This is a genomic window from Gemella haemolysans ATCC 10379 (assembly GCF_000173915.1).
In the GTDB taxonomy this organism is placed as follows: domain Bacteria; phylum Bacillota; class Bacilli; order Staphylococcales; family Gemellaceae; genus Gemella; species Gemella haemolysans.
In genome coordinates, this window is record NZ_ACDZ02000004.1 from 18,163 (window position 1) to 39,760 (window position 21,598).

Genomic DNA, 21,598 nt, shown 5'->3' on the forward strand with positions numbered 1-21,598 from the left:
ATGTAATTAATTGTATTGAAAAAAATGTTATAAAATGTTAATATAAGGTAGATAAATATTATTTAAGGAAAAGAAAAATGAAAAATATTACAGAAAAAAGATCTTTTACTTATTTGAAGAATATAACTCAGATAAGTGTAGGATTATTGATATTTTATTTAATTTTTTCCTATTTTAAAAAAGAGATTGTTAGTCTAGACTTCAAAAAAATACACCATCTCACCCTTACTATAGGAGAGGTGAAATTTTTAGTAGTTTTATTAAGTGGTTTATTAGGCATAAGCATTTTATGCTTATATGATTATTTTGTTCTAAAGGCCATTAATTTAACGAAAAATATGTCTTCATTCCGTATTTTTAAAATTAGTTTTATGACTAACACATTAAATATGGTTCTAGGTTTTGGTGGTTTTATCGGTGCTGGACTTAGATATTATATGTACAAACCATATACAAAAAATGGAAAAACATTAGTTACTGCAATAGGGATGATTCTTATTTCTATGCTTTCTGGAATCAGTCTATTGTCAATTTTTGTAGTACTAAATGTCTTCCCGGGACAAGCGTTATATGCTAATAATAAAATCTTTTATTATTCATTAATATTGATGTCTTTATTTTTACCATTGTATCTATTTTTTAATTTGAGAAAACCAAGAATTAGAACGGATAGATACTTAAGTGTTAAATTGACAGTGATTTCTTTTTTAGAATGGGTATTTGCAGCCCTTATTATTCTTATGATTCTTTATTTTTATACGGGAGATTTAGTAGCGGATAAAGAATTACAGATAATGGGAGTTATAATAGTAGCATCAATAGTAGGATTATTGACTATGATTCCAGGAGGATTAGGTACTTTTGATACTTTAGTTCTTATTGGACTTAAGAATTTAGGTGTAAATCCAGAAATTATAGGTGCGACAATTATAATATACAGATTGTCATATTATGTTGTTCCGTTCTCTATTGGATGTTTTATGTTCCTAAGTGAAGGGATTAGAATGATAAAAGATAAATTTAAGAGAGGAGAAAAGTTATGATTACAACGATAATTTATGCGATAGTTGCCTATTTTATTGGAAATGTAATGGGTGGAAAATTATTAGAGAAGATTTATAAAGAAGAATTTACTAATAAAGGCTCTGGTAATGTTGGGGCAAGAAATGCGGGACGTGTTTTAGGTCCTAGATCGTTTTTATTTGTTTTAGCAGTAGATTTTTTCAAAGGATTTTTTGTAGTTATATTATTGAAAATATTAGATGTTGATCCAAAAATTATATATATTTGTATAGTATTAGTATTATTAGGTCACATAAAACCTATTATCTTTAAGTTTAAAGGTGGTAAAGGGGTTGCGACATTCTTTGGTTGTTTAGCAGCATTATCATTAAATTTATTCTTAATTTTAATACTTTGTACATTAGTTATAGCTATTATTGTAAAAAGTTTAACAATTGGATTTTATTCTAGTCTTCCTTTTGTGACTTATATAAACTATGTAGAAAATCCATCGTTTATAATACTAGGAATTTTTCTACTAGCAGTTTTATTAATAAGTGTGGTAGCTGTAAAAGATATAGAAGAGTCATTTAATAAATATTTTAGCACAAGAAAAATTAAGAAATCAGTTCGATAGTGAGCTGATTTCTTTTTTTGCTATTTAGAATTGTTATTTCGTAGTTCTTTTCTTATAAGTAGAGTACGTTTAAAACAAATTATCGCATATAATAAAAGAAAAATCACAGAAGTTATATAGGCAATAGTAAAGTAGTTTTCTACTTTTTCAATTTTATAGGTAAAACTAACAATGTATGGTATTATTACTGCAAAAGTGTAAAAAATACGCTCATATTTTAAAAGATTCAAGATTTTATTTGTTTTTATTGATAACTTATTTTTTTCTTGAAAATATCCAATAATACTAGCGCATATGATTATTGGAATAGTTGAATAGAAATAGAAGATATTTTTTGTATAAAGAAATGTAGTTAATAGCATAATGAAAATAAGTAAAGTGATGATTAAGTATTTGTTATATTTCATATAAATCCCTCCTTTTTTATATGAAAAGTAATAAATATATAAGTAAAATCGATTAAGTATTAAGTTCCTTATTTCAATTTCATTATAACATAATAAATACAAGAAGGATAATATTATATATCATATTTTGTATAATTATATTCTAAGAGAAATTTTTTTCTATACAATATAGAAAAATATACTATGAAACTAAAATGTTACCTTAACTATAATTAAATTTCAGTTTTAATTATAGTTTAAAGTTGATTTAAGTGAGTTTTAGTTTATATCTATATAATATTATTTATCAACTATAAATTTAATATTTGATGAGAGATTCAGTAATAGATACTAATATCTTTTAATAGATATAGATAACTGAAGTAAAATACTTGGAAATAGGTAAATAGAAATATACAAACAAGTAGATAAAATAAATTAGGAGACAAATTAAATGAAGAATAAAAAATTACTTATTGGAGCTAGTTTAATAACAATGTTAACAACAGGAGTAATTGGTGGAGTAACACCGATACAAAATGCTTCAGCTCATGATATATCTGCTAATCAGGTTACTACTCAATATACTGTAACTGATGCAACTCAAGTAAATCAAGAAGGAGGAGTATCTACTACAGTAACTCAATTGAATGCACAAGAAACTACAAATAGTCAAGTATCCTCTTCGAGCAAAGGAGCTGCTATTTATCAAGCAGCATTAAGTCAAGTAGGTACAATTCAAGATTGTACAATGCTAGTTACAAATGCATTAAAATCTGTAGGAATAAACTATCATGATTGGCCAGCTGGATATATGAGTTTAGGTACAATAGTATCAGCATCTGAAGCTCAACCCGGTGATTTAATTTATTATGCCAATGGTGGTATGGGATTAGCACATATCGCAGTTTATGCAGGTAATGGAAAAGCTATCCATGGGGGATGGCTTGGCAATCAAACTGTAGTTAATTCAGCAGATATAGGTAGTGGAGCGGTTTATATCCGTGTTAAATAAATATATAAACTATAAAAAACGTCTTGAAGTAATTTAAGGCGTTTTAATTAATAATTTGTGTTGATTTAAGTGATTTTAAAGTTAATAATATATAATATATTTATCTGATAAATTAAAAGAAATAAAAAATAGGAGATTTTTCATATGTCGTTAAAGAAGATAGCGAAGTTATTAGCGAATAAAAAAGTTAGAAAGATTGCATGGATATTAATAAGTCATCCTAAATTTATAAAGATACTTAAGAATATTATAAAAAGAAAATAAAACGAAGAAAATAAATTTCAAAGATTATAATACAACATGAGCAGTGAATAATAAATAGGTATCAATCTATATTTGCTAGAGTAGTATTTATAGATATTCTTTATGTTAATTCAAATCCGACCTCATTACGATTTAAGGGCGTGTAAATCGTAATAGTTACTTAAGACGAGAATCTATTGACTTGTTATATAAAACATAATAAAATTTAACTAAAGAATAATTAATTAAATAATACGGAGGCGATTAATATGAGTAAATGTGAATGTGAACACCACTGTCACTGTCACGACGCAGTAGAAGATTGTAAATGTGGAAACTGTGTTGAAGGAACATGTGAATGTAAAGAAGGTTGCGCTTGTGGATGCCATAATGCAAAAGAAGATTGCGAATGTGGAAACTGCAAAACAGGAGACTGTCATTGCAATAAACATGTTGCATAACTGTTTAATAAAAAAAGAGATTTGGAAAAATTACCAAATCTCTTTTTTATTTACTTAAAATTATTTAAGTGTAATTAGAAGGTTTAGTACTCCTGCAAGAACAAGAAGTATAACGCTCCATTTAATTGTTTTTGCGAAGATTTCGCTATCTCTGTTAACTAATCCAACAGCTGCAGCTGCAACTGCGATTGATTGAGGAGAAATCATTTTAGCGATAGCTCCACCGATAATGTTAGCAGCAACAAGTAATGAAGGATCAATTCCAATTTGTGATGCAGTTACTGATTGTAATCCAGCAAATAGAGATCCACTGTTAACAACAGATCCAGTTAAGAATACCCCAATCCATCCTAAGATAGGAGAGAATAATGGGAAGATTTTACCTGTGTTAGCAAATGCTAATCCTAATGTTGATGACATTCCTGAATATGTTGAAATGTAAGCAAATGCAAGTACTGAACAGATTGTTAAGATAGGTGCCCATAATTCAACTGCTGTTTCTCTTATTGTAGATACTACAATACGGCTGTTAACTCTAAAAATAATAATTGTTAGAATTGCTGCAAGTAAAATCGCTGTTGTAGTTGAAGTAAATGGAGCAAAACTAAATACTGCTTTAATTGGAGTAGGTTGTTTTACAATAGGAGCAACACGTGCAACTGTACCATCAATGTAGTATGGGAAGTTGAAAATTAGTGAGTTTAAAGCTCCTGCTGCTTGACCTGTTTTAGGGTTTGCAGCTTGGATTAATTGTTTGAAGAATCCAGTGTTTAGTAAAGTAACGAATAAAGTTAAAAGAATGAATGGTGTCCATGCTCTAACAACTTCTTTACCAGCTAAAACTTCTTTGTCATGAGAAATTTCTTTAGTTTCAGCTGTAAGTTGTTGTTTTGGTTGCCAGAATCTTAAGAATACAATTAAAGCAAGTAAACTTACGATAGCTGAAGAAACGTTAACAAGTTCTGGTCCTATGAAGTTTAAGAAGATGAATTGAGTAATAGCAAATCCACCACCAGAAACTAAGATTGCTGGGAATGTTTCTTTAATACCTTTGAAACCATCTACCATAAATACGATAAGGAATGCGATAATAACAGTAACAAGACATAAAATTAATGATGTGTTTTTACCAAGAGTTAATGCATCTAAATCTGTTAAAGTAGCTGGAACAGTTACCGGGATACCCATTGCTCCATATGCACCACCAGCGATGTTAGCAACCAAACAAATTGCAGCAGATTGTAAAGGTTTGAAACCTAAACCTACTAAAATTGCGGCTGTAATAGCAACTGGTGCACCAAATCCTGCAGCACCTTCTAGGAAAGCGTTAAATGAGAATGCAATTAAAAGAACTTGAATTCTTTTATCTGGTGAAATAGATGAGATACTTTGTTTCATTACATCGAAGAATCCCATTTTAACTGTTAATTTGTATAAGAAGATAGCAGCAAGAACGATACTAGCAACAGGCCATAAACCTGAAACAATACCTTGTTCTGCAGCTCCTGCGATTTTATCCACAGGCATCTTATAACATACAGCAGCAACTATAGCTGCACTGATAATACTTAAACCACCAGCTACATAACCTTTTAGTTTAAAGACAACTAATGAAATTAAAAATATAATTATAGGAAGAGCAGCAACCCCTGCAGATAACCAAATATTACCCATTGGATTATACTGTTGCTCCCAAATAGCATTAAGAATCATTATAATTCCTCCTAAATTGAAAATTTGTATAAAATAATTATATATAAAATACTGTACTAATGCAAGCTATTAAACTACATTTTCATGAGATTTTCAAGAATAAAATGTTTACATAGTTTTTAAGAAATTAATCAAATATACTCAATTTTTTGATTTAAATGTGCCTCTTTAAAGGTTAGTAACGGCTTCAATATATTTGTCAAGTGATATAGATGGAGAAATATTAATTATTTAAAAAAATTTCTATATAAAAAATAGAGAAATTGTATAATTTATATTTTTAAAAATCTGTATCTGTATAATTTTTATTTTATTACGACAGGTTGTAAAAAATAAAATGTATATGAGATATAAAGGAAAATGCTTTCTTTCAAACTGTATTAATACAGTTTGAGTTTATGTTGATATGTGAAGCGAATAATATTACCGAGATAAATATTATTATTTTATTGTGATTATAGATTTGACATTTTTCGTGAAAAATAGTATATTAATAGTGTAATATATGATTAAAAAATAATTTATATACATTTAATAAATATATACACAAACTTTGGAGGTTATTATGGTAAAAACATCAAAAGATTTAACTAAACAAGAGCATTTAGAAATGTACGAACTAATGCAGCTTATTAGAGATTTTGATATGGAGTTGAGTAAACTATACTCTCGTGGTTTAGTTCACGGTATGACTCACTATTCAGTAGGAGAAGAAGCAGCAAACGTTGGTGCTATTTATCCATTAAGAAAAGAAGACTTAATGTTTTCTAATCACCGTGGTCACGGTCAAACAATTGCTAAAGGAATTGAAATTGATCGTATGATGGCGGAAATCCTAGGTAAAGAAACAGGTCAGTGTAAAGGTCGTGGAGGAAGTATGCACATTTATGACCTTGAACATGGAAACATGGGATGTAATGGTATCGTTGGTGGAGGACACGGTTTAAGTACTGGTGCTGCCCTAGCTCAAAAAATGAAAAAAACAGGTAACATTGTTATTTGTTGTATGGGTGACGGAGCTACTAACGAAGGAAGTTTCCACGAATGTTTAAACATGGCGTCTAACTGGGATTTACCACTTATTTTCTACGTAATTAACAATAAATATGGTATCTCAATGGCTCAAGAAAGATGTATGCGAGTTAAAGAAATTACTGAACGTGCAGCTTCATACAGAATCAAAGGTATTCACGTTCCAGACGGAAACGATGTATTAGCAGTATATGATGCAATGCAAGAAGCTATTGAACACACTAGAAGTGGAAAAGGACCTGTTTTAGTAGAAGCAGTTTCTTACAGATGGTTTGGACACTCTGCATCAGATGCAGGTAAATACCGTAGTCGTGAAGAAGTAGCTGAGTGGAAGCTTAAAGATCCTAACGTAAAATATAAAAACTACTTATTAGAAAATGGAATTGCTACAGAAGAAGAATTAAAAGAAATCGAAGATAGATCAAAAGCAACTATCGACGATGCTGTAGAATTTGCGAAAGAATCACCATTTGCTGATGTTGCAATAGCGTTCCAAGATAACTACGCTGACTAATATTTTAAGTTAAAATAATTTTAGAGTAATATTTTATATAATAGGAGATTAATAGTTATGACTAAAGAAACAAAAATTATGACAGTTCGTGAAGCCATAAAAGAAGCTATGACTCACGAAATGCGTGAAGATGAAAATGTATTTTTAATGGGTGAAGATGTTGGTATCTTCGGAGGAGACTTTGGAACTACAGTTGGTATGTTAGAAGAATTCGGTTCAGAACGTGTAATCGATACACCAATCAGTGAAGCTGCAATCTGTGGTGCGGCTGCAGGAGCTGCTTCTGTAGGTATGCGCCCAATCGTTGACGTAACATTCATGGACTTCGTAACAATCGGTATGGACGCTATCGTTAACCAAGCAGCACCAATGCGTTATATGCTTGGAGGAGATGTTCAAGTACCTGTTACATATCGTTGTGCATCTGGTGCAGGTACAGGAGCTGCTGCTCAACACTGTAAAGCTCTAGAAGCATGGTTCTGTCACATTCCAGGTCTTAAAGTAGTAGCACCAGGAACAGCAGGAGATGTTTACTCAATCTTAAGAGCTGCAATCAGAGATAATAACCCAGTTATCTACATTGAACCAAAAGCGTTATTTGGACGTAAAGGTGAAGTAGAAGTAGGTAAAATTGGTGTAATCGGTAAAGGTGATATCAAAGTTGAAGGATCTGATGTAACATTAGTATCTTGGGGAAGAATGTTAGAGCGTAGCTTAAAAGCAGCTGAAGAATTAAAAGAAGAAGGAATCTCAGTAGAAGTACTTGACCCAATTACATTAGTACCACTAGATACTGATCTAATTGTTGAATCAGTTAAGAAAACTGGAAAATTAGTAGTATGTCACGACTCATTCAAAACTGGTGGGTTCGGTGGAGAAATCGTCGCTCGTATCGCAGAAAGTGATGCATTTGATTTCTTAGATAGCCCAATTTACCGTGTTGCTGGTGCTGACACACACATTCCATCAGCTAAAAACTTAGAAAAATTAGTTGTACCTGATGTAGAAGACATCAAAGAAACTATTAGAAAAGCTGTAAACAAAAAATAAAAATTTAGTTAGTGAAGGATGTGAATAGAATATGGCAGTAGAGGTAATAATGCCAAAAGCCGGTAGTGAAATGGAAGAAGGCGAAATCGTACAATGGTTTAAGCAAGAAGGTGACGAAGTAAAAGAAGGTGAAATCCTACTTGAAATCGTAACAGATAAAGTAAATATGGAAGTTGAAGCTGAAGCAAGCGGAACTTTATTAAAAATTGTACACCCAGCTGGATCAGTTGTACCAGTAGTACAAACTATTGCATGGATTGGGCAAGCTGGAGAAGCTGTACCTGGAGCTGGAGCGGCACCAGCAGCTGCAGCGACACCAGTAGAAGAAACTGTTGTTGAAACTAAAGTTGAAGCAGCACCTGCTCAAGAAGTAGTAGAATTTGATAACTCTGGTCTTCGTGCTACACCAGCAGCTAGAGCGTATGCTCGTGAAAACGGAATCGACTTATCTCAAGTAAAAGGTACTGGAGCTAAAGGTCGTGTTCATAAAGACGATGTAGTTGATTATAAACTAAATGCAAAAGCTAAAATCTCTCCACTTGCTGCACGTATTGCAGAAGTTGAAGGAATTAATACCGACGGTATCGTTGGTACTGGACCAAAAGGTAAAATTATGAAAGCAGATGTTCTTTCTGTTCTTAACGGAAGTGCAAGTGAAGCTGCTGCAAGTGCTGAAGTTGCTGCACCAGCAAGTGCTAAATCTGCTAAAGCACCTAATGAAAATCAATGGGGTGTTGTTGAAACTGTACCAATGTCACCAATGCGTAAAGTTATTTCTAAACGTATGAGTGAATCTTACTTCAGTGCACCAACATTCGTTGTAAACGTTGAAGTTGATATGACTGAATTATTAGCTTTACGTAAAAAAGTTGTTGATGCAATTATCGAAGAAACAGGTAAAAAAGCAACAGTTACTGACTTTATTTCATTAGCTGTAATTAAATCATTAATGAAACACCCATATGTAAATGCTTCTTTATCAAGTGATGAAAAAGAAATGTATTTACACCACTATGTAAACTTATCAATCGCTGTTGGTATGGATAGTGGATTAGTAGTACCAGTAATTAAAGGTGCTGATAAGATGAGCCTTAAAGAGCTTGTAGTAGCTTCTAAAGAAATTACAACAAAAGCTCTTGCTGGTAAATTAAAACCAGATGAAATGGCAGATTCTACATTTACAATTAGTAACTTAGGTATGTATGGAGTTAAGAGCTTCGTACCAATCATTAACCAACCCAATACAGCTATTCTAGGTGTAAGTGCTACTGTACAAAAACCAGTGGTATTAAATGGTGAGGTTACTGTAAGACCTATCATGACATTAACATTAACAGCGGACCACCGTGTTGTTGACGGATTAGAAGGAGCTAAATTCATGAAGACTCTGAAAGAAGCTATCGAAAATCCACTATCATTACTAATTTAATAATGATATAATATTTATAAAACAAGATAAAGTGTATAAGGAGTGATTAAAACATGGCAGTTGAAGTTATAATGCCAAAAGCCGGAAGTGAAATGGAAGAAGGCGAAATCGTACAATGGTTTAAGCAAGAAGGTGACGAAGTAAAAGAAGGAGAAGTCCTACTTGAAATCGTAACAGATAAAGTAAACATGGAAGTTGAAGCTGAAGCAAGCGGAACTTTATTAAAAATCGTACACCCAGCTGGATCAGTTGTACCAGTAGTACAAACTATTGCATGGATTGGACAACCTGGAGAAGCAGTTCCTGGAGGAGACAGCACTACTGCAGCAGCTCAAGAAATCGTTAAAGAAGTTGCAGCAGATGTTAAAGTACCTGAAACTAAAGCAGGAGAAGAAGCACCAAAACGCGAACGTCGTGGTGAATATGACGTAGTAGTTGTTGGTGGAGGGCCTGCTGGATATGTATCAGCTATTAAAGCCGCTCAATTAGGTGGTAAAGTAGCATTAGTAGAAAATCGTGAACTAGGTGGAACATGTCTAAACCGTGGATGTATTCCAACAAAAACATTCCTACACAATGCTGAAATTATCAACCACATCCGTTCTGCTAAAGATCGTGGTATTAAACTTGTAAATGATGCATTCTCAGTTGACATGGAACAAACTGTAGCAGTTAAGAATAAAATTTCTAAAACTCTATCAGGAGGAATTGGAGGATTACTTAAATCTTACGGTGTTAAAGTATTTAACGGTGTTGGACAATTAACAGCTGATAAAAAAGTTTCTGTTGATGGAAAAGAAACAATTGATGCTGACAGAGTAATCTTAGCTGGTGGATCAAAAGTAAGTAGAATTAATATTCCAGGAATGGACAGTGATAAAGTTCTTACAAGTGATGAATTCTTAGATATTAATGAAGTACCAGCTCGTTTAGCAGTTATCGGTGGAGGAGTTATCGGATCAGAGTTAGGACAAGCATTCTCTACTTTCGGATCTGAAGTAACTATCGTTGAAATGGCTGATCGTTTAATCGCTGGAATGGATAAAGATGCATCTGCAGCATTAGAAAAACAATTCAAAAAACAAGGTATTAAAGTTCTTACATCAACTAAATTATTAGAAATCGTTGACAAAGGTCAAGAAGTAGTAGTTAAAGTTGAAGGAAAAGAAGATATCGTTGCAGACAAAGTATTATTATCAATTGGACGTGTTCCAGATAACACATGTCTTGGTGAATTAGCAGATCAATTCGAAATGGAACGTGGTCGTGTTAAAGTTAACGAGTACATGGAAACATCTGTTGAAGGTATTTACGCTCCTGGTGATATTAACGGAACTAAGATGTTAGCTCATGCAGCATTCAAGATGGGAGAAGTTGCAGCAGAAAACGCAATGGGTCACCACAAAAAAGTTGATCTTAAATCTACTCCAGCAGCAATTTACACTCACCCAGAAATCGCAATGGTTGGTTTAACTGAAGAACAAGCTCGTGAAAAATATGACATCAAAGTTGGTAAATTCAACTTTGCAGCTAACGGACGTTCATTAGCATCTAACCAAGGTGAAGGATTCGTTAAAGTAATTATGGATACTAAATACAGAGAAATCTTAGGTATCCACATTGTAGGACCAGTTGCAGCTGAGTTAATCAACGAAGGGTCTACTTTAATCCAAACAGAAATGACAATTGATGATATTATGGATATTATCCATGGTCACCCAACATTCTCTGAAGCTTTATATGAAGCTATGACTGACTGTATTGACTTATGTCTACATGCACCTAAGAAAAAAACTAAATAATAGTTTATAAAGAAAAAGATGGCTAGCAATTTGCTAGTCATCTTTTTTATATAATAATTTCAAAATTTAGAAAGGGATTGACTCAAAAATAGTAATTTTGGAGAAATCAATTTTGTTGAGTCACCTTCGCAAAGGTTATTAGATATCTAAAAAAATTTTATAAAGTGATTTTAGATATCGCACAACCAATGCGTCTATGAGTCAAAATATACATTTTTAAAAAAATTAGGATTTTCGGTTAATACTAAACTCCTCTCGCAATATACCATACTTTATTGAGTCATAATAAACTCCATTGTAATATCTAACTTTTCTAATTCTTGCTTCACAAATAAGTCCTAGTTTTTCTGCAAGTTTCATCATTCTTGTATTTCCACTCCAAGTAGTTAAGCCGATGTGTTGTATTTCAGGAAATCTATTAAAACATAGCTCAATCCACTTATGTAAAGCTGCATATCCTATACCTTTTGCCCAAATATTCCGATCATATATTACAATTCCAATTTCTAGCCAACGAGTAGCTAAGCTTTCCCAATAATAAGTAACAATGCCGATTGGTTTTTCATTTAAAAATATGCCCAAGACTCGCTCGCTTAAGTAATATTCATGATGATTTTTTAGTAAGAATGTATCTAAATCAATATATTTATATTCATTAAAGTATGGAGCATTATATTTACTCCACTCAGGATTTTCTGATGAGTAAATTATTTTATATAAATCCTTTAAATGTTTTTCTTTAATTTTTTTAGTGTAATCATGTGTATCTCCTTTTCTTTATTATAGCATACAAGATGTCTAAAATATTATTTTCATAGTTGAATTCATTAGAATATTAAATTTTATTATGATATAATGATTCTTGTATAAAATGTTAAGAGGTGAAAAATGGAGAAATTTAGTAAAATAATATCGGATATTTTCCTTTGGATAATGAACATTGGATTATTAATCATAGGAATATTATTATCATTTGGATTAATAATGGAAGCTAAAGAAATATATCATGAAGGTGTAAAATTTTTAGCTGAACAAGGGAATTATCAACACTTTGTTGAAGGGATATTAGTATTCTTTCTATATTTTGAGTTTGTAGCTCTGATTGTGAAATATTTTAAAAACAATTATCATTTTCCGCTACGATACTTTATTTATATTGGTATAACAGCAATTATTAGGTTAATTATAGTACAACATGATGATCCTAAAAGTGTTCTAGTCTGGGCTGGAGCAATTTTATTATTAGTTATAAGTTTAGCTATTGCTGAGAAATTTATAAAGAAAGATTAAAAAAAGACTTCGAACAAAATTTGTTCGAAGTCTAAATTCTATTTCACAGTATATTTACCTGTTTTGTAGTCGATAGTAACACCCTTTTGGAAGTTTGGTAAGAATACATTGTATTTAACACTCTTACCATTATCTTCAACTGACATTGCTTCCATGATAACCCCTTGAGCAACTAGATCATCCCCTTTAAAAATAGGAGTTACACGATAACGTACGTGTTTTTTAGTTTTCTTAACATAATCAGCAACTTCATTTTCAAAAGGAATCATATTAAGATTCATAAATCTTGTTCCTGTCATAAGATTTTTATCATTATCATTTTCTCCAGCTAGTTGGAATGCAATTAAATGCGATCTATCGTAAACATGAGTTCCTCTGTTACTTTGCCATCCACTTGGACGAACGTGTGCGATTTCTTCACGTTTTTCTGAAGGCATTAAGTCAACACCGATGATACCATTTGCTTGTCCGACACGCCCAAGCTTATCTAATGGACTATAGTTTTCAAATGAAGTCGTAGATAAGTCTTCTTTAGAGAAGTATGGATTATTATTATTTAATACTTTATACTTATTATCATCAGTTGCTTCACTTTCTTTGGGTGCTGTAAGAGAGTTTATCACATCATCAGGAATTTTTGATACACTTGTGAATGTTGTGGTAGTATTTGAATTTTTGTTTGATGATTTATTCATGTAATAAGTAATAGCAAATGATGCTAAAATTACTATTGCAATTGATATAATTGAAAATAGTGATAATTGTTGTTTTTTTCTTTTTGCCATAGGGCCTCCTTATTTTTTTAAATAATTCAAACGACTAAGAGGAAGAGTAGAGCTCTTCCCCTATAAAAAATTTATTTTTTGAAGTAATTAATTCCCATTGCATCTTTTACTTCATCTAAAGTAGCAGATGCAACTTTCTCAGCTTTTTCACTTCCGGCTTTAAGCATTCTGTATACTTCAGCTTTATCTTTTGCAAATTCTTCACGACGCTCTCTTATAGGGCGTAAGTAGTCTTGCATTACATCATTTAAACGACGTTTTAGTTTCATGTCACCAAGTCCACCACGTGAGTAGTGTTCTTTAAGTTCTGCAACTTCATCAACTCGAGTATCGAAAATGTCTAAGTATTTAAATACTACATTTCCTTCAACTTGGCCTGGATCTTCAATTTTAATATGATTTGGATCAGTGTACATTTTCATGATTTTAGCTTTAATGTTTTCTTCGCTATCGCCTAAGTAAATACCGTTATTTAAACTTTTACTCATCTTTCCTTGTCCATCAATACCAACAAGACGAGCATGATTTTTTGGTGGAAGTACAATCTCAGGCAATACTAGAACTTCTTTATTGTATGTTCTATTAAAATCACGAACGATTTCACGTGTTTGTTCAAGCATTGGTTTTTGATCTTCACCAACAGGAACGTGCGTTGCTTTAAAGGCAGTAATATCCGCAGCTTGGCTTACAGGATAAGTAAAGAATCCTGCAGGAATACTTTCACCGAATTTTTTGTCATTAATTTCCTGTTTTACAGTTGGGTTACGGTGTAGTCTAGAAACTGATACCAAATTCATGTAGTACATGTATAGTTCTGCAAGTTGTGGAATTTGTGATTGAATAAAAATAGTAGTTTTTTTAGGATCGATTCCAACGGCAAGATAATCAAGTGCAACTTCTGTAATATTTTCGATAACTTTTCCAGGGTTATCAGCATTATCAGTAAGAGCTTGTTGATCGGCAATCATAATAAATACTTCAGTATCATCTTCATTTTGTAAAGCTATACGGTTTTTTAAAGAACCAACATAGTGTCCTAAGTGAAGTTTACCAGTTGGTCTATCTCCAGTTAAAATAATTTTTGTCATAAAAGGGTAACTCCTTTAAAATAATTTTAATAATTCCTTATAATTATACCATAATCTGGCTGAAGTTTGTTTGAAATAACATAAAAAATATTAATTCGGATAAAAATTTAGTGTTTTAATTAGTAAAAAATGGTATAATAAGGAGTAAAGAAATAGTTAATTATTAAGGAGATTAATATGATATATATAGAATCAAAAAGTAATGATCCACGCTACAATACTGCATTAGAGCTTTATGCTTTTAATGAGCTAGCAGAAAAAGATGATGTGTTTATGCTATGGATAAACTCACCATGTATCGTTGTTGGAAAAAACCAAAACACAACAGAAGAGGTAAACCAAAAATTCTGTGATGATAAAGATATCAAAATCGTTCGTCGTGTAAGTGGAGGTGGTGCAGTTTACCACGATTTAAACAACTTAAACTACACAATTATCTCAAATGGTAGAAGTGGTGAAGAATTTGACTTTAAATCATTCTCACAACCAGTACTTGATGCATTAGACTCATTAGGAGTTAAAGCGGAATTTACAGGACGTAATGACCTTGAAATTGATGGGCAAAAATTCTGCGGTAATGCTCAATACGTACGTAATGGACGTATTATGCACCATGGTTGCTTAATGTTTGATGTTGATACATCAGTTTTAGCAGATGCATTAAAAGTATCTAAAGATAAAATTGAATCAAAAGGTATCAAATCAGTACGTTCACGTGTAACAAACATTAAAGATCACCTTCCAAACCAGGACATGACAGTTCAAGATTTCGTAGCAGCTCTTAAAAAATATATGAGTGAAAAATACGAAATGACTGATTTTGTTGCAACTAAAGAAGATGAAGCTGCAATCTTAGCTATTCAAGAAGAAAAAAATAACTCATGGGATTGGGTATATGGTAAAAATCCAGATTTCAATATTAAACGTAATAGAAGACTTAAAACTGGTAAAATCGAAGCTAACATCATGGTAGAACAAGGTGTAATTACTAATATCAAATTCTACGGAGACTTCTTCGGAGTAATGGATGTAGAAGATATTGCTAAAAAATTAGTGGGTGTAAAATACCAAAAAGAAGATATTCAAAAAGTTTTAGAGCAAATTGATATTAATTCATACTTCTTAGGAGCAACATTAGAAGAAGTAGTAGATATATTAGTAGACTAATAAATAATTTTGGAGTGAAGTATTATGATTATTGCAACAACCAATTATGTTCCAGGAATGGAAGTAGTAGAATATAAAGGTCTTGCTACTGGTGAAGTAGTAGCTGGGATTAATGTCATCAAAGATATTGGAGCAGGAATTCGAAACCTTTTTGGTGGAAGAGTCCAAGGCTACGAAGACGAAATTATAAAAGCAAGAGCTGAAGTTTTAAAAGAGTTAGAAGCTCGTGCAGCTGAAATGGGTGCTAATGCTATTATCGGAGTTAGAATTGATTTTGATCCTCTAGGAGGCGACGGTAACAATATGCTTTTAGTTACAGTTACAGGAACAGCTGTAGTAGTAAGATAAACTTATATAAATTATAAAATAAAAATAATAGCAATATTTATTGAGATATTGTATAATGTTAAACAGTAATTAAAATTTCAAATAGAGAGGAAAAATATTAATGAAAAAAGTATTTAACTTTAAAAAGATTTTCTCTATTTTACTTTTAGCAATTGCTTTAGTAATATCTGCTGTATTCGTAGCTGGATGTAGTGATGATAAAGGAACAAGTTCTAATACATCATCAAAAGCAACTTATACAGTAAGTAAAGAAGAGAAAGATTATTTATCAAAACGTTTTTCAGAATTATCTAAGACAAATAATGAAACTGTAGCTTATGTTTATGCTCCAGGTACACAGTTAGATGAACCAGTAGTTCAAACTAATGACAACGAAACGTATTTAGATAAAACTTTTGAAGGTGGGCATGTTCCATACCTTGGAACTGTATTCATGGATATGGATAACAAAAAAGACTTCCATGATAGATTAACTTGGTTATTCGGTCACGCTCGTGGAAGTAAAGTTGGAGATCACCGTATGTTTAACGATGTTAACTACTATGATAAACAAGAATACATGGATAAACACAAATTCGTAGTTATTGAAACTCCTGAGAGAAAATACTACTACGAAGCAGCATTCTTAACAATCGTGCCAGAAACAACTTCATTCTACCGTTTAGATTTTGAAAATGATGAAGATTTCTTAAACCAATTAACAAATGTTAAGAAAGATGCAGCAACTAAAAATGATAGCGTTCAGCTTAAAGGAAATGATAAATACTTAGTATTATCTACTTGCCGTGAGGAAGACGAAACAATTCGTTCTAACCTGTACCTACGTCAAATTCCAGACAACGAAATGAACGATTTCTTAGCTAAACATAAAGATGAATTAAAATATGTAGCTACAAGATAATAAATAACAAAAAGCAATCTAATGATTAAGTTCACTAGATTGCTTTTTAGTTTATCTAAATAATATTTTGTTTAGGCATAGTTCTAAATTCTCTTATTAAGAAGAATAATGAAACCGAGATTGCACAAAGGTCAGTTACTGGAGTAGCATAGATTATTCCTTCGATACCAAAGAAATGTGAAAGAATAAATAACATTGGTATTAGCACTATAACTTGCTTAGTTAAGGCGATAGTAACACCAATCTTTGGTTTTCCAATTGCAGAGAAGAAAGTAGAGCTTGAAATATGAACACCGTTTATAAATGTAAATAACAAGAAGAATCTCATATACTTAACTGCAAACTCAAAGTAAAGTTCATTACCATTACCAAATAGACTAATAATTTGTTTAGGAAAAATCTCGAAGATTAAGAAGAATGTAATTGAGATAATCATTGCATACTTCATGGTATATCTCATTGTAGTACGAACTCTTTCGTACTTTTTAGCTCCGTAATTATATCCAAAAATTGGTTGAGCTCCTTGAATTAATCCAATAATAATAGCTATAAATATTATATAAATTTTAGCTACGATTCCAGCTACAGCTATAGGAATATCATTCCCGTACACAGAATTAGTACCGTGAATATTTAATAAATTGTTTGTTACTATTTGAGCTATCATATTAGAACCTTGGAAAACAAATGAAGGCATTCCAAATCCTGCAGCGACTTTTAATAAAGGTATCTTAGGTATGAAGTCTTGCTTAGTAAATTTAACACTTTTGAATTTTGGAAAATATAAAACAAGAATCAAAGCAGATAAGAATTGACTTATAACTGTAGCCCAAGCTGATCCAGCAATTCCCCAACCAAATCCAAAGATAAAAATTGGATTAAGAATAGTATTAAGTACTGCACCAAAAATAATGGCAAACATTGAATATTTGGGGCTATTGTCTGAACGAACAATAGGGTTAGTACTAATAGAAATTAGTAAGAATGGAATCCCTAAAGAAGTAATTCCAGCAAAGGTCATTGCATATTCTAAAATTTCGTCTGTAGATCCAAATGCATACATAAGAGGTTTTAAGAATATATGAACTAAAATTGTGATAATAATACCAATTATAAATAATGAAGATACTGCAGTACCAACTACAGATTTTGCTTTTTCAGGATTTCCACGACCTAACTCAAGATTAAAGTTAGAGGCAGCACCAATTCCTATCATTAAACCTATAGCTAAGCAAATAGTTGTAAGAGGAAAGGCGACATTTGTTGCAGCATTACCTAAGTAGCCAACACCTTGACCGATAAAAATTTGGTCAATTACACTATACATCGCATTAATAATATTCGCTGTAATAGCTGGCCAAGCAAATGATATAAGTAATTTTTTTATAGGTTTTGTACCTAGCGGATTTTCTATAAAATTTTGTGTTTTTTCCATATGATCTCCTCCTTAAGTTATTTTATTCAATAGTGTGAAGAAAGTAGAAATTTCTTCTTCAGTTAAGTTTTTAAGAACCTCTTTTTCAGCTGTGTTTAGTAGATTAGAGTAAGTTGATAAAACTTTTTTACCTATTTCAGTTAAATGTAGAGTATAAGAACGTCTATCTTTTATTCCACGTTTTCTAATAACAAAATTTTGTTTTTCAAGAGCATCTATATTACGTCCAACAATATTTCTATCTTTTCTATGTATTTTAGCAAGTTGAGCTTGGGTAACACCTTCATTTTCCGAAACGTAAATAAGAGTAATGAAATGTCCATGTGTAATGCCTATCTCAGCTAAAGGTTGTTTAGTATAACTTCTCATGTTCTCTAATAGCGTAATAATCTTATAGCCTAACGCATCTTTTAACATAATTTCACCACCTAAAAATAATATAGCTAATATATTATATACCTAGTATACTACTTTGTCAACATAAAAAAGAAAACACTGAAAATAATATGTTTCATGTTATCTTTTCAGTGTTTTCTTACTGTTTATGAAAATTTGACTCTGTTTATATTGAGTAGAAAGTTAGCATTAATTAATGTTCTAAACCACCTGTTACTTTTGTATCTTCCCTATCATAAAAAGTCACAGCAGTTTTTATTATTAATTCTAAAGCAACGATAATATCTTCTTTTTTCATAAAAGGCATATTAGGTTTGTCTAAAACTTGTTCTTCAATAAATGGAATATGAATAAATCCAGCTTTAATATGTGGATATTTTGTTGAAGCTAGGTATAAAGATTCATACATAATATGATTGCAAACAAAAGTCCCAGCAGTATTAGAAATAGCAGAAGGGATATTATTTTTATTTAATCCATCAACAATAGCCTTTATTGGTAGTGTAGAAAAATATGCATTTTCACCATCTTTTCTTATGGTTTTATCAATAGGGCTATTTCCAATATTATCTGGGATTCTAGCATCATCAATATTAATAGCGATACGTTCAGGTGTAATCTTACTTCTTCCTCCAGCTTGACCAACACATATAACAATATTAGGAGAAAATGATTTTATGTTTTCTTCTAAAACTTGTGAACTATCTTTAAAGATTGTAGGTAGGGTAATTTTCTTAATTTCTATATTATCTATTACATCTGGTAAGCTATTAACACATAAACTAGAAGGATTAATACTCTCGCCACCAAACTTATCAAAACCAGTTATTAATACTCTCATAATGCACCTCGTAATTTATATAAAAAATATATTGTAATAATTAATTTAATAATATTCCATGGTAATTATTACTTTTCAATTAAATGAATTTTTAAATTATAATAATTATAAAACAGTTTAGAAAATTTGAAAATAGTATTTCTATATTTTTAGGAGATAAATTCTAATCAATCATAAAATAAGAGATATAAAATCATAAATTTACTAGTTTTAATTTTCAGATTTTTAATAATTAAATTTACATTATTCTGAAAAGATGATATAATCTATTTATTCTCTAAGATGTATTTTTTAAAAAGATAAGTTTTACTCTATTGTTAGCTAATAAAATAAGGCTACGTGAAGTAATGTGTAATAAATGGATAGGAGAAGTTTATGGATCGTACAAAAAAATACTATGATAATAAGTTGTATATTGTTCAACTTATTACTATAATTTCTATATTACTAAGAACTATAGTAAATTTAACATCAATTTTTATTATTCAAGTTATCTTGGATAGTTTGATATCAAAAGATTTTGAGAGAGTTTATCATTTTGTTAAATACTTGATAGTAGTATTAGTATTTTATTTTTTATTGTTATTTCTTTCTCAATATTTTTTAAGAAAACTTTTCTTTCTTGGAAATTTTTCTGTTTTAGAGTATTTTTATGATAAGTTTTTAAAAAGTGAATATAATGATTTTAAAGAAGCAAAAAGCGGTGAAATATTATCTAAGTTAACGTCAGATAGTATAAAGATATCAGATTGGTATTCTCAAGGTAAAGTTATTTTAGTAACGCAGTCTTTTATTTTGTTTTCTATATTGATGTTTATGTGTAGGTATAATGTTTCGATAACACTTATATTATTTTCTGTAATACTTGTATGTTTTTTTATTATAAAACAAATAAGTAAGAAGCTTTCGAATTGTATGAAGAGTGAACAGAAATTATTAGGTGAAACTAATCAATATATACTTCAGTCAATATTAGGTTATTTTGATTTAAAGCAATTAAATAAAGAACAGTACTTTATAGATTATCTTAAAGAAAATATTATAAATAAGAGAATAAAGGTCAATACTGACTTAGCAAAGTATTTTTCATTATATATAGGTATATCTGCTACTGTTGCATTTATACTACCTATTGTTTCTCTATTACTTTCAGTGTATTTTATAATATATAAAGATTTTTCCATAGGTTCGGCTATTGCAATATTTTCTACAGTTAGAATGTTAGATGAACCTATAAATTCTATATCAGATAAAATAACTGTTAGGCAGACCGCTTATAAGATAGAAAGTGAGTTGTCTAAGACTTTTAATAATAAAAGCAATGAAGAGAAAGAAGTATTAAAAATAAGTAAATTTAATAGTGTAAATGTGAATATAGCTAGTTTTTATTTTAAAGACAATCTGATTTTATCTGATTTTAGATTAAACATAAATAAGGGTGATTTTCTAGTTCTAAAAGGACGAAGTGGAGTAGGAAAGACGACGGTATCTAATCTTATATTAAGAAACTTGCAAGAGGGTGCATATAAGTTAGATGGGGAAGTCTTAATCAATGAAAAAGATATATATAAGAATAATATTCAAGTTTTAGGAGAATTTTTGAAAGTAAGTCAAGAACCATACATATATGAAGCTACAATAAGAGACAATCTTCTCTTAGGTGATTCATACGAGGATAGACTTGATGAGATAGTTAGATTATTACACCTGCAAGAATTGATTGATAAATTAGGATATAATTATTTATTGAAAGAAAACGGAAAAAACTTAAGTGGTGGAGAAAAGCAAAGATTAGAGTTGGCTAGAATATTAATAAGAAGACCTGAGTTTATTATTTTGGATGAACCGACAAGTGCTATGAATACCAATTTGAGTGAATTAATAGTAGAAAATATTTTTAACTACTTAAAAGAACACAATATTACAAGTTTAATAATAACTCATAGTAAGGAATTTGATAAATTTGCTACAGATATCATAGAAATTAAATAAGAGTAACATTATAAATATTATCGCAGATAAGTAATACTTATACATCGAGTTAGATATTAGTGACTTAGGAT

Annotated in this window: 21 protein-coding genes; 13 read left to right on the plus strand and 8 right to left on the minus strand. The window is 30.7% G+C overall.

Annotated elements, in window-relative coordinates; all coding sequences use genetic code 11:
* The first annotated feature begins 77 nt into the window (after window positions 1–77).
* On the plus strand, window positions 78–1,043 hold the full coding sequence (locus tag GEMHA0001_RS00420; RefSeq protein ID WP_004392792.1) for a lysylphosphatidylglycerol synthase domain-containing protein: 966 nt from the start codon (window positions 78–80) through the stop codon (window positions 1,041–1,043).
* Window positions 1,040–1,639, plus strand: coding sequence for a glycerol-3-phosphate acyltransferase (locus GEMHA0001_RS00425; protein ID WP_004392797.1), 600 nt, complete (start codon window positions 1,040–1,042; stop codon window positions 1,637–1,639). The genes GEMHA0001_RS00420 and GEMHA0001_RS00425 overlap by 4 nt, the downstream gene beginning before the upstream one ends.
* Window positions 1,640–1,659: 20 nt before the next feature.
* Here GEMHA0001_RS00425 and GEMHA0001_RS00430 read toward each other — a convergent pair whose 3' ends face one another.
* Window positions 1,660–2,046 carry a hypothetical protein gene (locus GEMHA0001_RS00430; protein ID WP_004392803.1) on the minus strand — a complete coding sequence of 129 codons (387 nt, stop codon included), beginning with the start codon at window positions 2,044–2,046 and terminating at the stop codon, window positions 1,660–1,662.
* A 433-nt stretch (window positions 2,047–2,479) separates the two neighbouring features.
* On the opposite strand from GEMHA0001_RS00430, the gene GEMHA0001_RS00435 reads away from it, so the two are divergent.
* Entirely contained in the window at window positions 2,480–3,040 is a 561-nt protein-coding gene (locus GEMHA0001_RS00435; protein WP_004392764.1) for a C40 family peptidase, read from the plus strand.
* 512 nt (window positions 3,041–3,552) lie between these two features.
* Window positions 3,553–3,744 carry a hypothetical protein gene (locus GEMHA0001_RS00440; protein WP_040464185.1) on the plus strand — a complete coding sequence of 64 codons (192 nt, stop codon included), beginning with the start codon at window positions 3,553–3,555 and terminating at the stop codon, window positions 3,742–3,744.
* Between the two features lie 60 nt (window positions 3,745–3,804).
* Here the strand turns inward: GEMHA0001_RS00440 and GEMHA0001_RS00445 are convergent, their stop codons facing one another.
* Complete coding sequence (locus GEMHA0001_RS00445; protein ID WP_004263235.1) at window positions 3,805–5,457, minus strand: L-lactate permease; 1,653 nt, start codon at window positions 5,455–5,457, stop codon at window positions 3,805–3,807.
* A 565-nt stretch (window positions 5,458–6,022) separates the two neighbouring features.
* Here GEMHA0001_RS00445 and GEMHA0001_RS00450 point away from each other — a divergent pair.
* Genes GEMHA0001_RS00450 through lpdA form a run of 4 tightly spaced genes read left to right on the plus strand, consistent with a single transcriptional unit; the run spans window position 6,023 to window position 11,284 of the window.
* A complete protein-coding gene (locus GEMHA0001_RS00450; protein ID WP_004392765.1) occupies window positions 6,023–7,003 on the plus strand; it encodes a thiamine pyrophosphate-dependent dehydrogenase E1 component subunit alpha in 981 nt (326 codons plus the stop codon).
* 57 nt (window positions 7,004–7,060) lie between these two features.
* The gene (locus GEMHA0001_RS00455) at window positions 7,061–8,053 is read left to right on the plus strand and encodes an alpha-ketoacid dehydrogenase subunit beta (RefSeq protein ID WP_004392775.1); all 993 of its coding nucleotides are present in this window, start codon (window positions 7,061–7,063) and stop codon (window positions 8,051–8,053) included.
* A 31-nt stretch (window positions 8,054–8,084) separates the two neighbouring features.
* Window positions 8,085–9,482: a dihydrolipoamide acetyltransferase gene (locus GEMHA0001_RS00460; protein ID WP_004392823.1), complete on the plus strand. Its 1,398-nt coding sequence runs from the start codon at window positions 8,085–8,087 to the stop codon at window positions 9,480–9,482.
* Between the two features lie 53 nt (window positions 9,483–9,535).
* Window positions 9,536–11,284 (plus strand): dihydrolipoyl dehydrogenase, encoded by a 1,749-nt coding sequence (gene lpdA, locus GEMHA0001_RS00465; protein WP_004392835.1) that lies wholly within the window; start codon window positions 9,536–9,538, stop codon window positions 11,282–11,284.
* A 225-nt stretch (window positions 11,285–11,509) separates the two neighbouring features.
* Here lpdA and GEMHA0001_RS00470 read toward each other — a convergent pair whose 3' ends face one another.
* On the minus strand, window positions 11,510–12,028 hold the full coding sequence (locus GEMHA0001_RS00470; RefSeq protein WP_040464187.1) for a GNAT family N-acetyltransferase: 519 nt from the start codon (window positions 12,026–12,028) through the stop codon (window positions 11,510–11,512).
* 144 nt (window positions 12,029–12,172) lie between these two features.
* Here GEMHA0001_RS00470 and psiE point away from each other — a divergent pair, with 144 nt between their 5' ends.
* Window positions 12,173–12,574: a phosphate-starvation-inducible protein PsiE gene (gene psiE / locus GEMHA0001_RS00475; protein WP_004263178.1), complete on the plus strand. Its 402-nt coding sequence runs from the start codon at window positions 12,173–12,175 to the stop codon at window positions 12,572–12,574.
* Window positions 12,575–12,612: 38 nt separating this feature from the next.
* On the opposite strand, the gene GEMHA0001_RS00480 is transcribed toward psiE, so the two are convergent.
* Window positions 12,613–13,359 (minus strand): DNA/RNA non-specific endonuclease, encoded by a 747-nt coding sequence (locus GEMHA0001_RS00480; RefSeq protein WP_004263231.1) that lies wholly within the window; start codon window positions 13,357–13,359, stop codon window positions 12,613–12,615.
* A 71-nt stretch (window positions 13,360–13,430) separates the two neighbouring features.
* A complete protein-coding gene (gene trpS, locus GEMHA0001_RS00485; protein ID WP_004392762.1) occupies window positions 13,431–14,447 on the minus strand; it encodes a tryptophan--tRNA ligase in 1,017 nt (338 codons plus the stop codon).
* Between the two features lie 177 nt (window positions 14,448–14,624).
* On the opposite strand from trpS, the gene lplA reads away from it, so the two are divergent.
* The 3 genes from lplA (at window position 14,625) to srtB (ending at window position 16,863) form a co-directional block, all read left to right on the plus strand.
* Window positions 14,625–15,614 carry a lipoate--protein ligase gene (gene lplA, locus GEMHA0001_RS00490; protein ID WP_004392810.1) on the plus strand — a complete coding sequence of 330 codons (990 nt, stop codon included), beginning with the start codon at window positions 14,625–14,627 and terminating at the stop codon, window positions 15,612–15,614.
* Window positions 15,615–15,638: 24 nt separating this feature from the next.
* Window positions 15,639–15,962, plus strand: a complete 324-nt coding sequence (locus GEMHA0001_RS00495) for a YbjQ family protein (protein ID WP_004392840.1) — start codon at window positions 15,639–15,641, stop codon at window positions 15,960–15,962.
* 100 nt (window positions 15,963–16,062) lie between these two features.
* Complete coding sequence (srtB, locus tag GEMHA0001_RS00500; RefSeq protein ID WP_004392774.1) at window positions 16,063–16,863, plus strand: class B sortase, LPKTxAVK-specific; 801 nt, start codon at window positions 16,063–16,065, stop codon at window positions 16,861–16,863.
* A 55-nt stretch (window positions 16,864–16,918) separates the two neighbouring features.
* On the opposite strand, the gene GEMHA0001_RS00505 is transcribed toward srtB, so the two are convergent.
* The 3 genes from GEMHA0001_RS00505 to pcp form a co-directional block, all read right to left on the minus strand.
* Window positions 16,919–18,298: an MATE family efflux transporter gene (locus GEMHA0001_RS00505; protein ID WP_004263193.1), complete on the minus strand. Its 1,380-nt coding sequence runs from the start codon at window positions 18,296–18,298 to the stop codon at window positions 16,919–16,921.
* Between the two features lie 12 nt (window positions 18,299–18,310).
* Window positions 18,311–18,715, minus strand: a complete 405-nt coding sequence (locus tag GEMHA0001_RS00510; RefSeq protein ID WP_004263184.1) for a MarR family winged helix-turn-helix transcriptional regulator — start codon at window positions 18,713–18,715, stop codon at window positions 18,311–18,313.
* Window positions 18,716–18,887: 172 nt separating this feature from the next.
* Window positions 18,888–19,535 (minus strand): pyroglutamyl-peptidase I, encoded by a 648-nt coding sequence (pcp, locus tag GEMHA0001_RS00515; RefSeq protein ID WP_004392807.1) that lies wholly within the window; start codon window positions 19,533–19,535, stop codon window positions 18,888–18,890.
* Window positions 19,536–19,910: 375 nt separating this feature from the next.
* Here pcp and GEMHA0001_RS00520 point away from each other — a divergent pair, with 375 nt between their 5' ends.
* On the plus strand, window positions 19,911–21,527 hold the full coding sequence (locus GEMHA0001_RS00520; RefSeq protein WP_004392817.1) for an ATP-binding cassette domain-containing protein: 1,617 nt from the start codon (window positions 19,911–19,913) through the stop codon (window positions 21,525–21,527).
* Window positions 21,528–21,598: the final 71 nt, after the last annotated feature.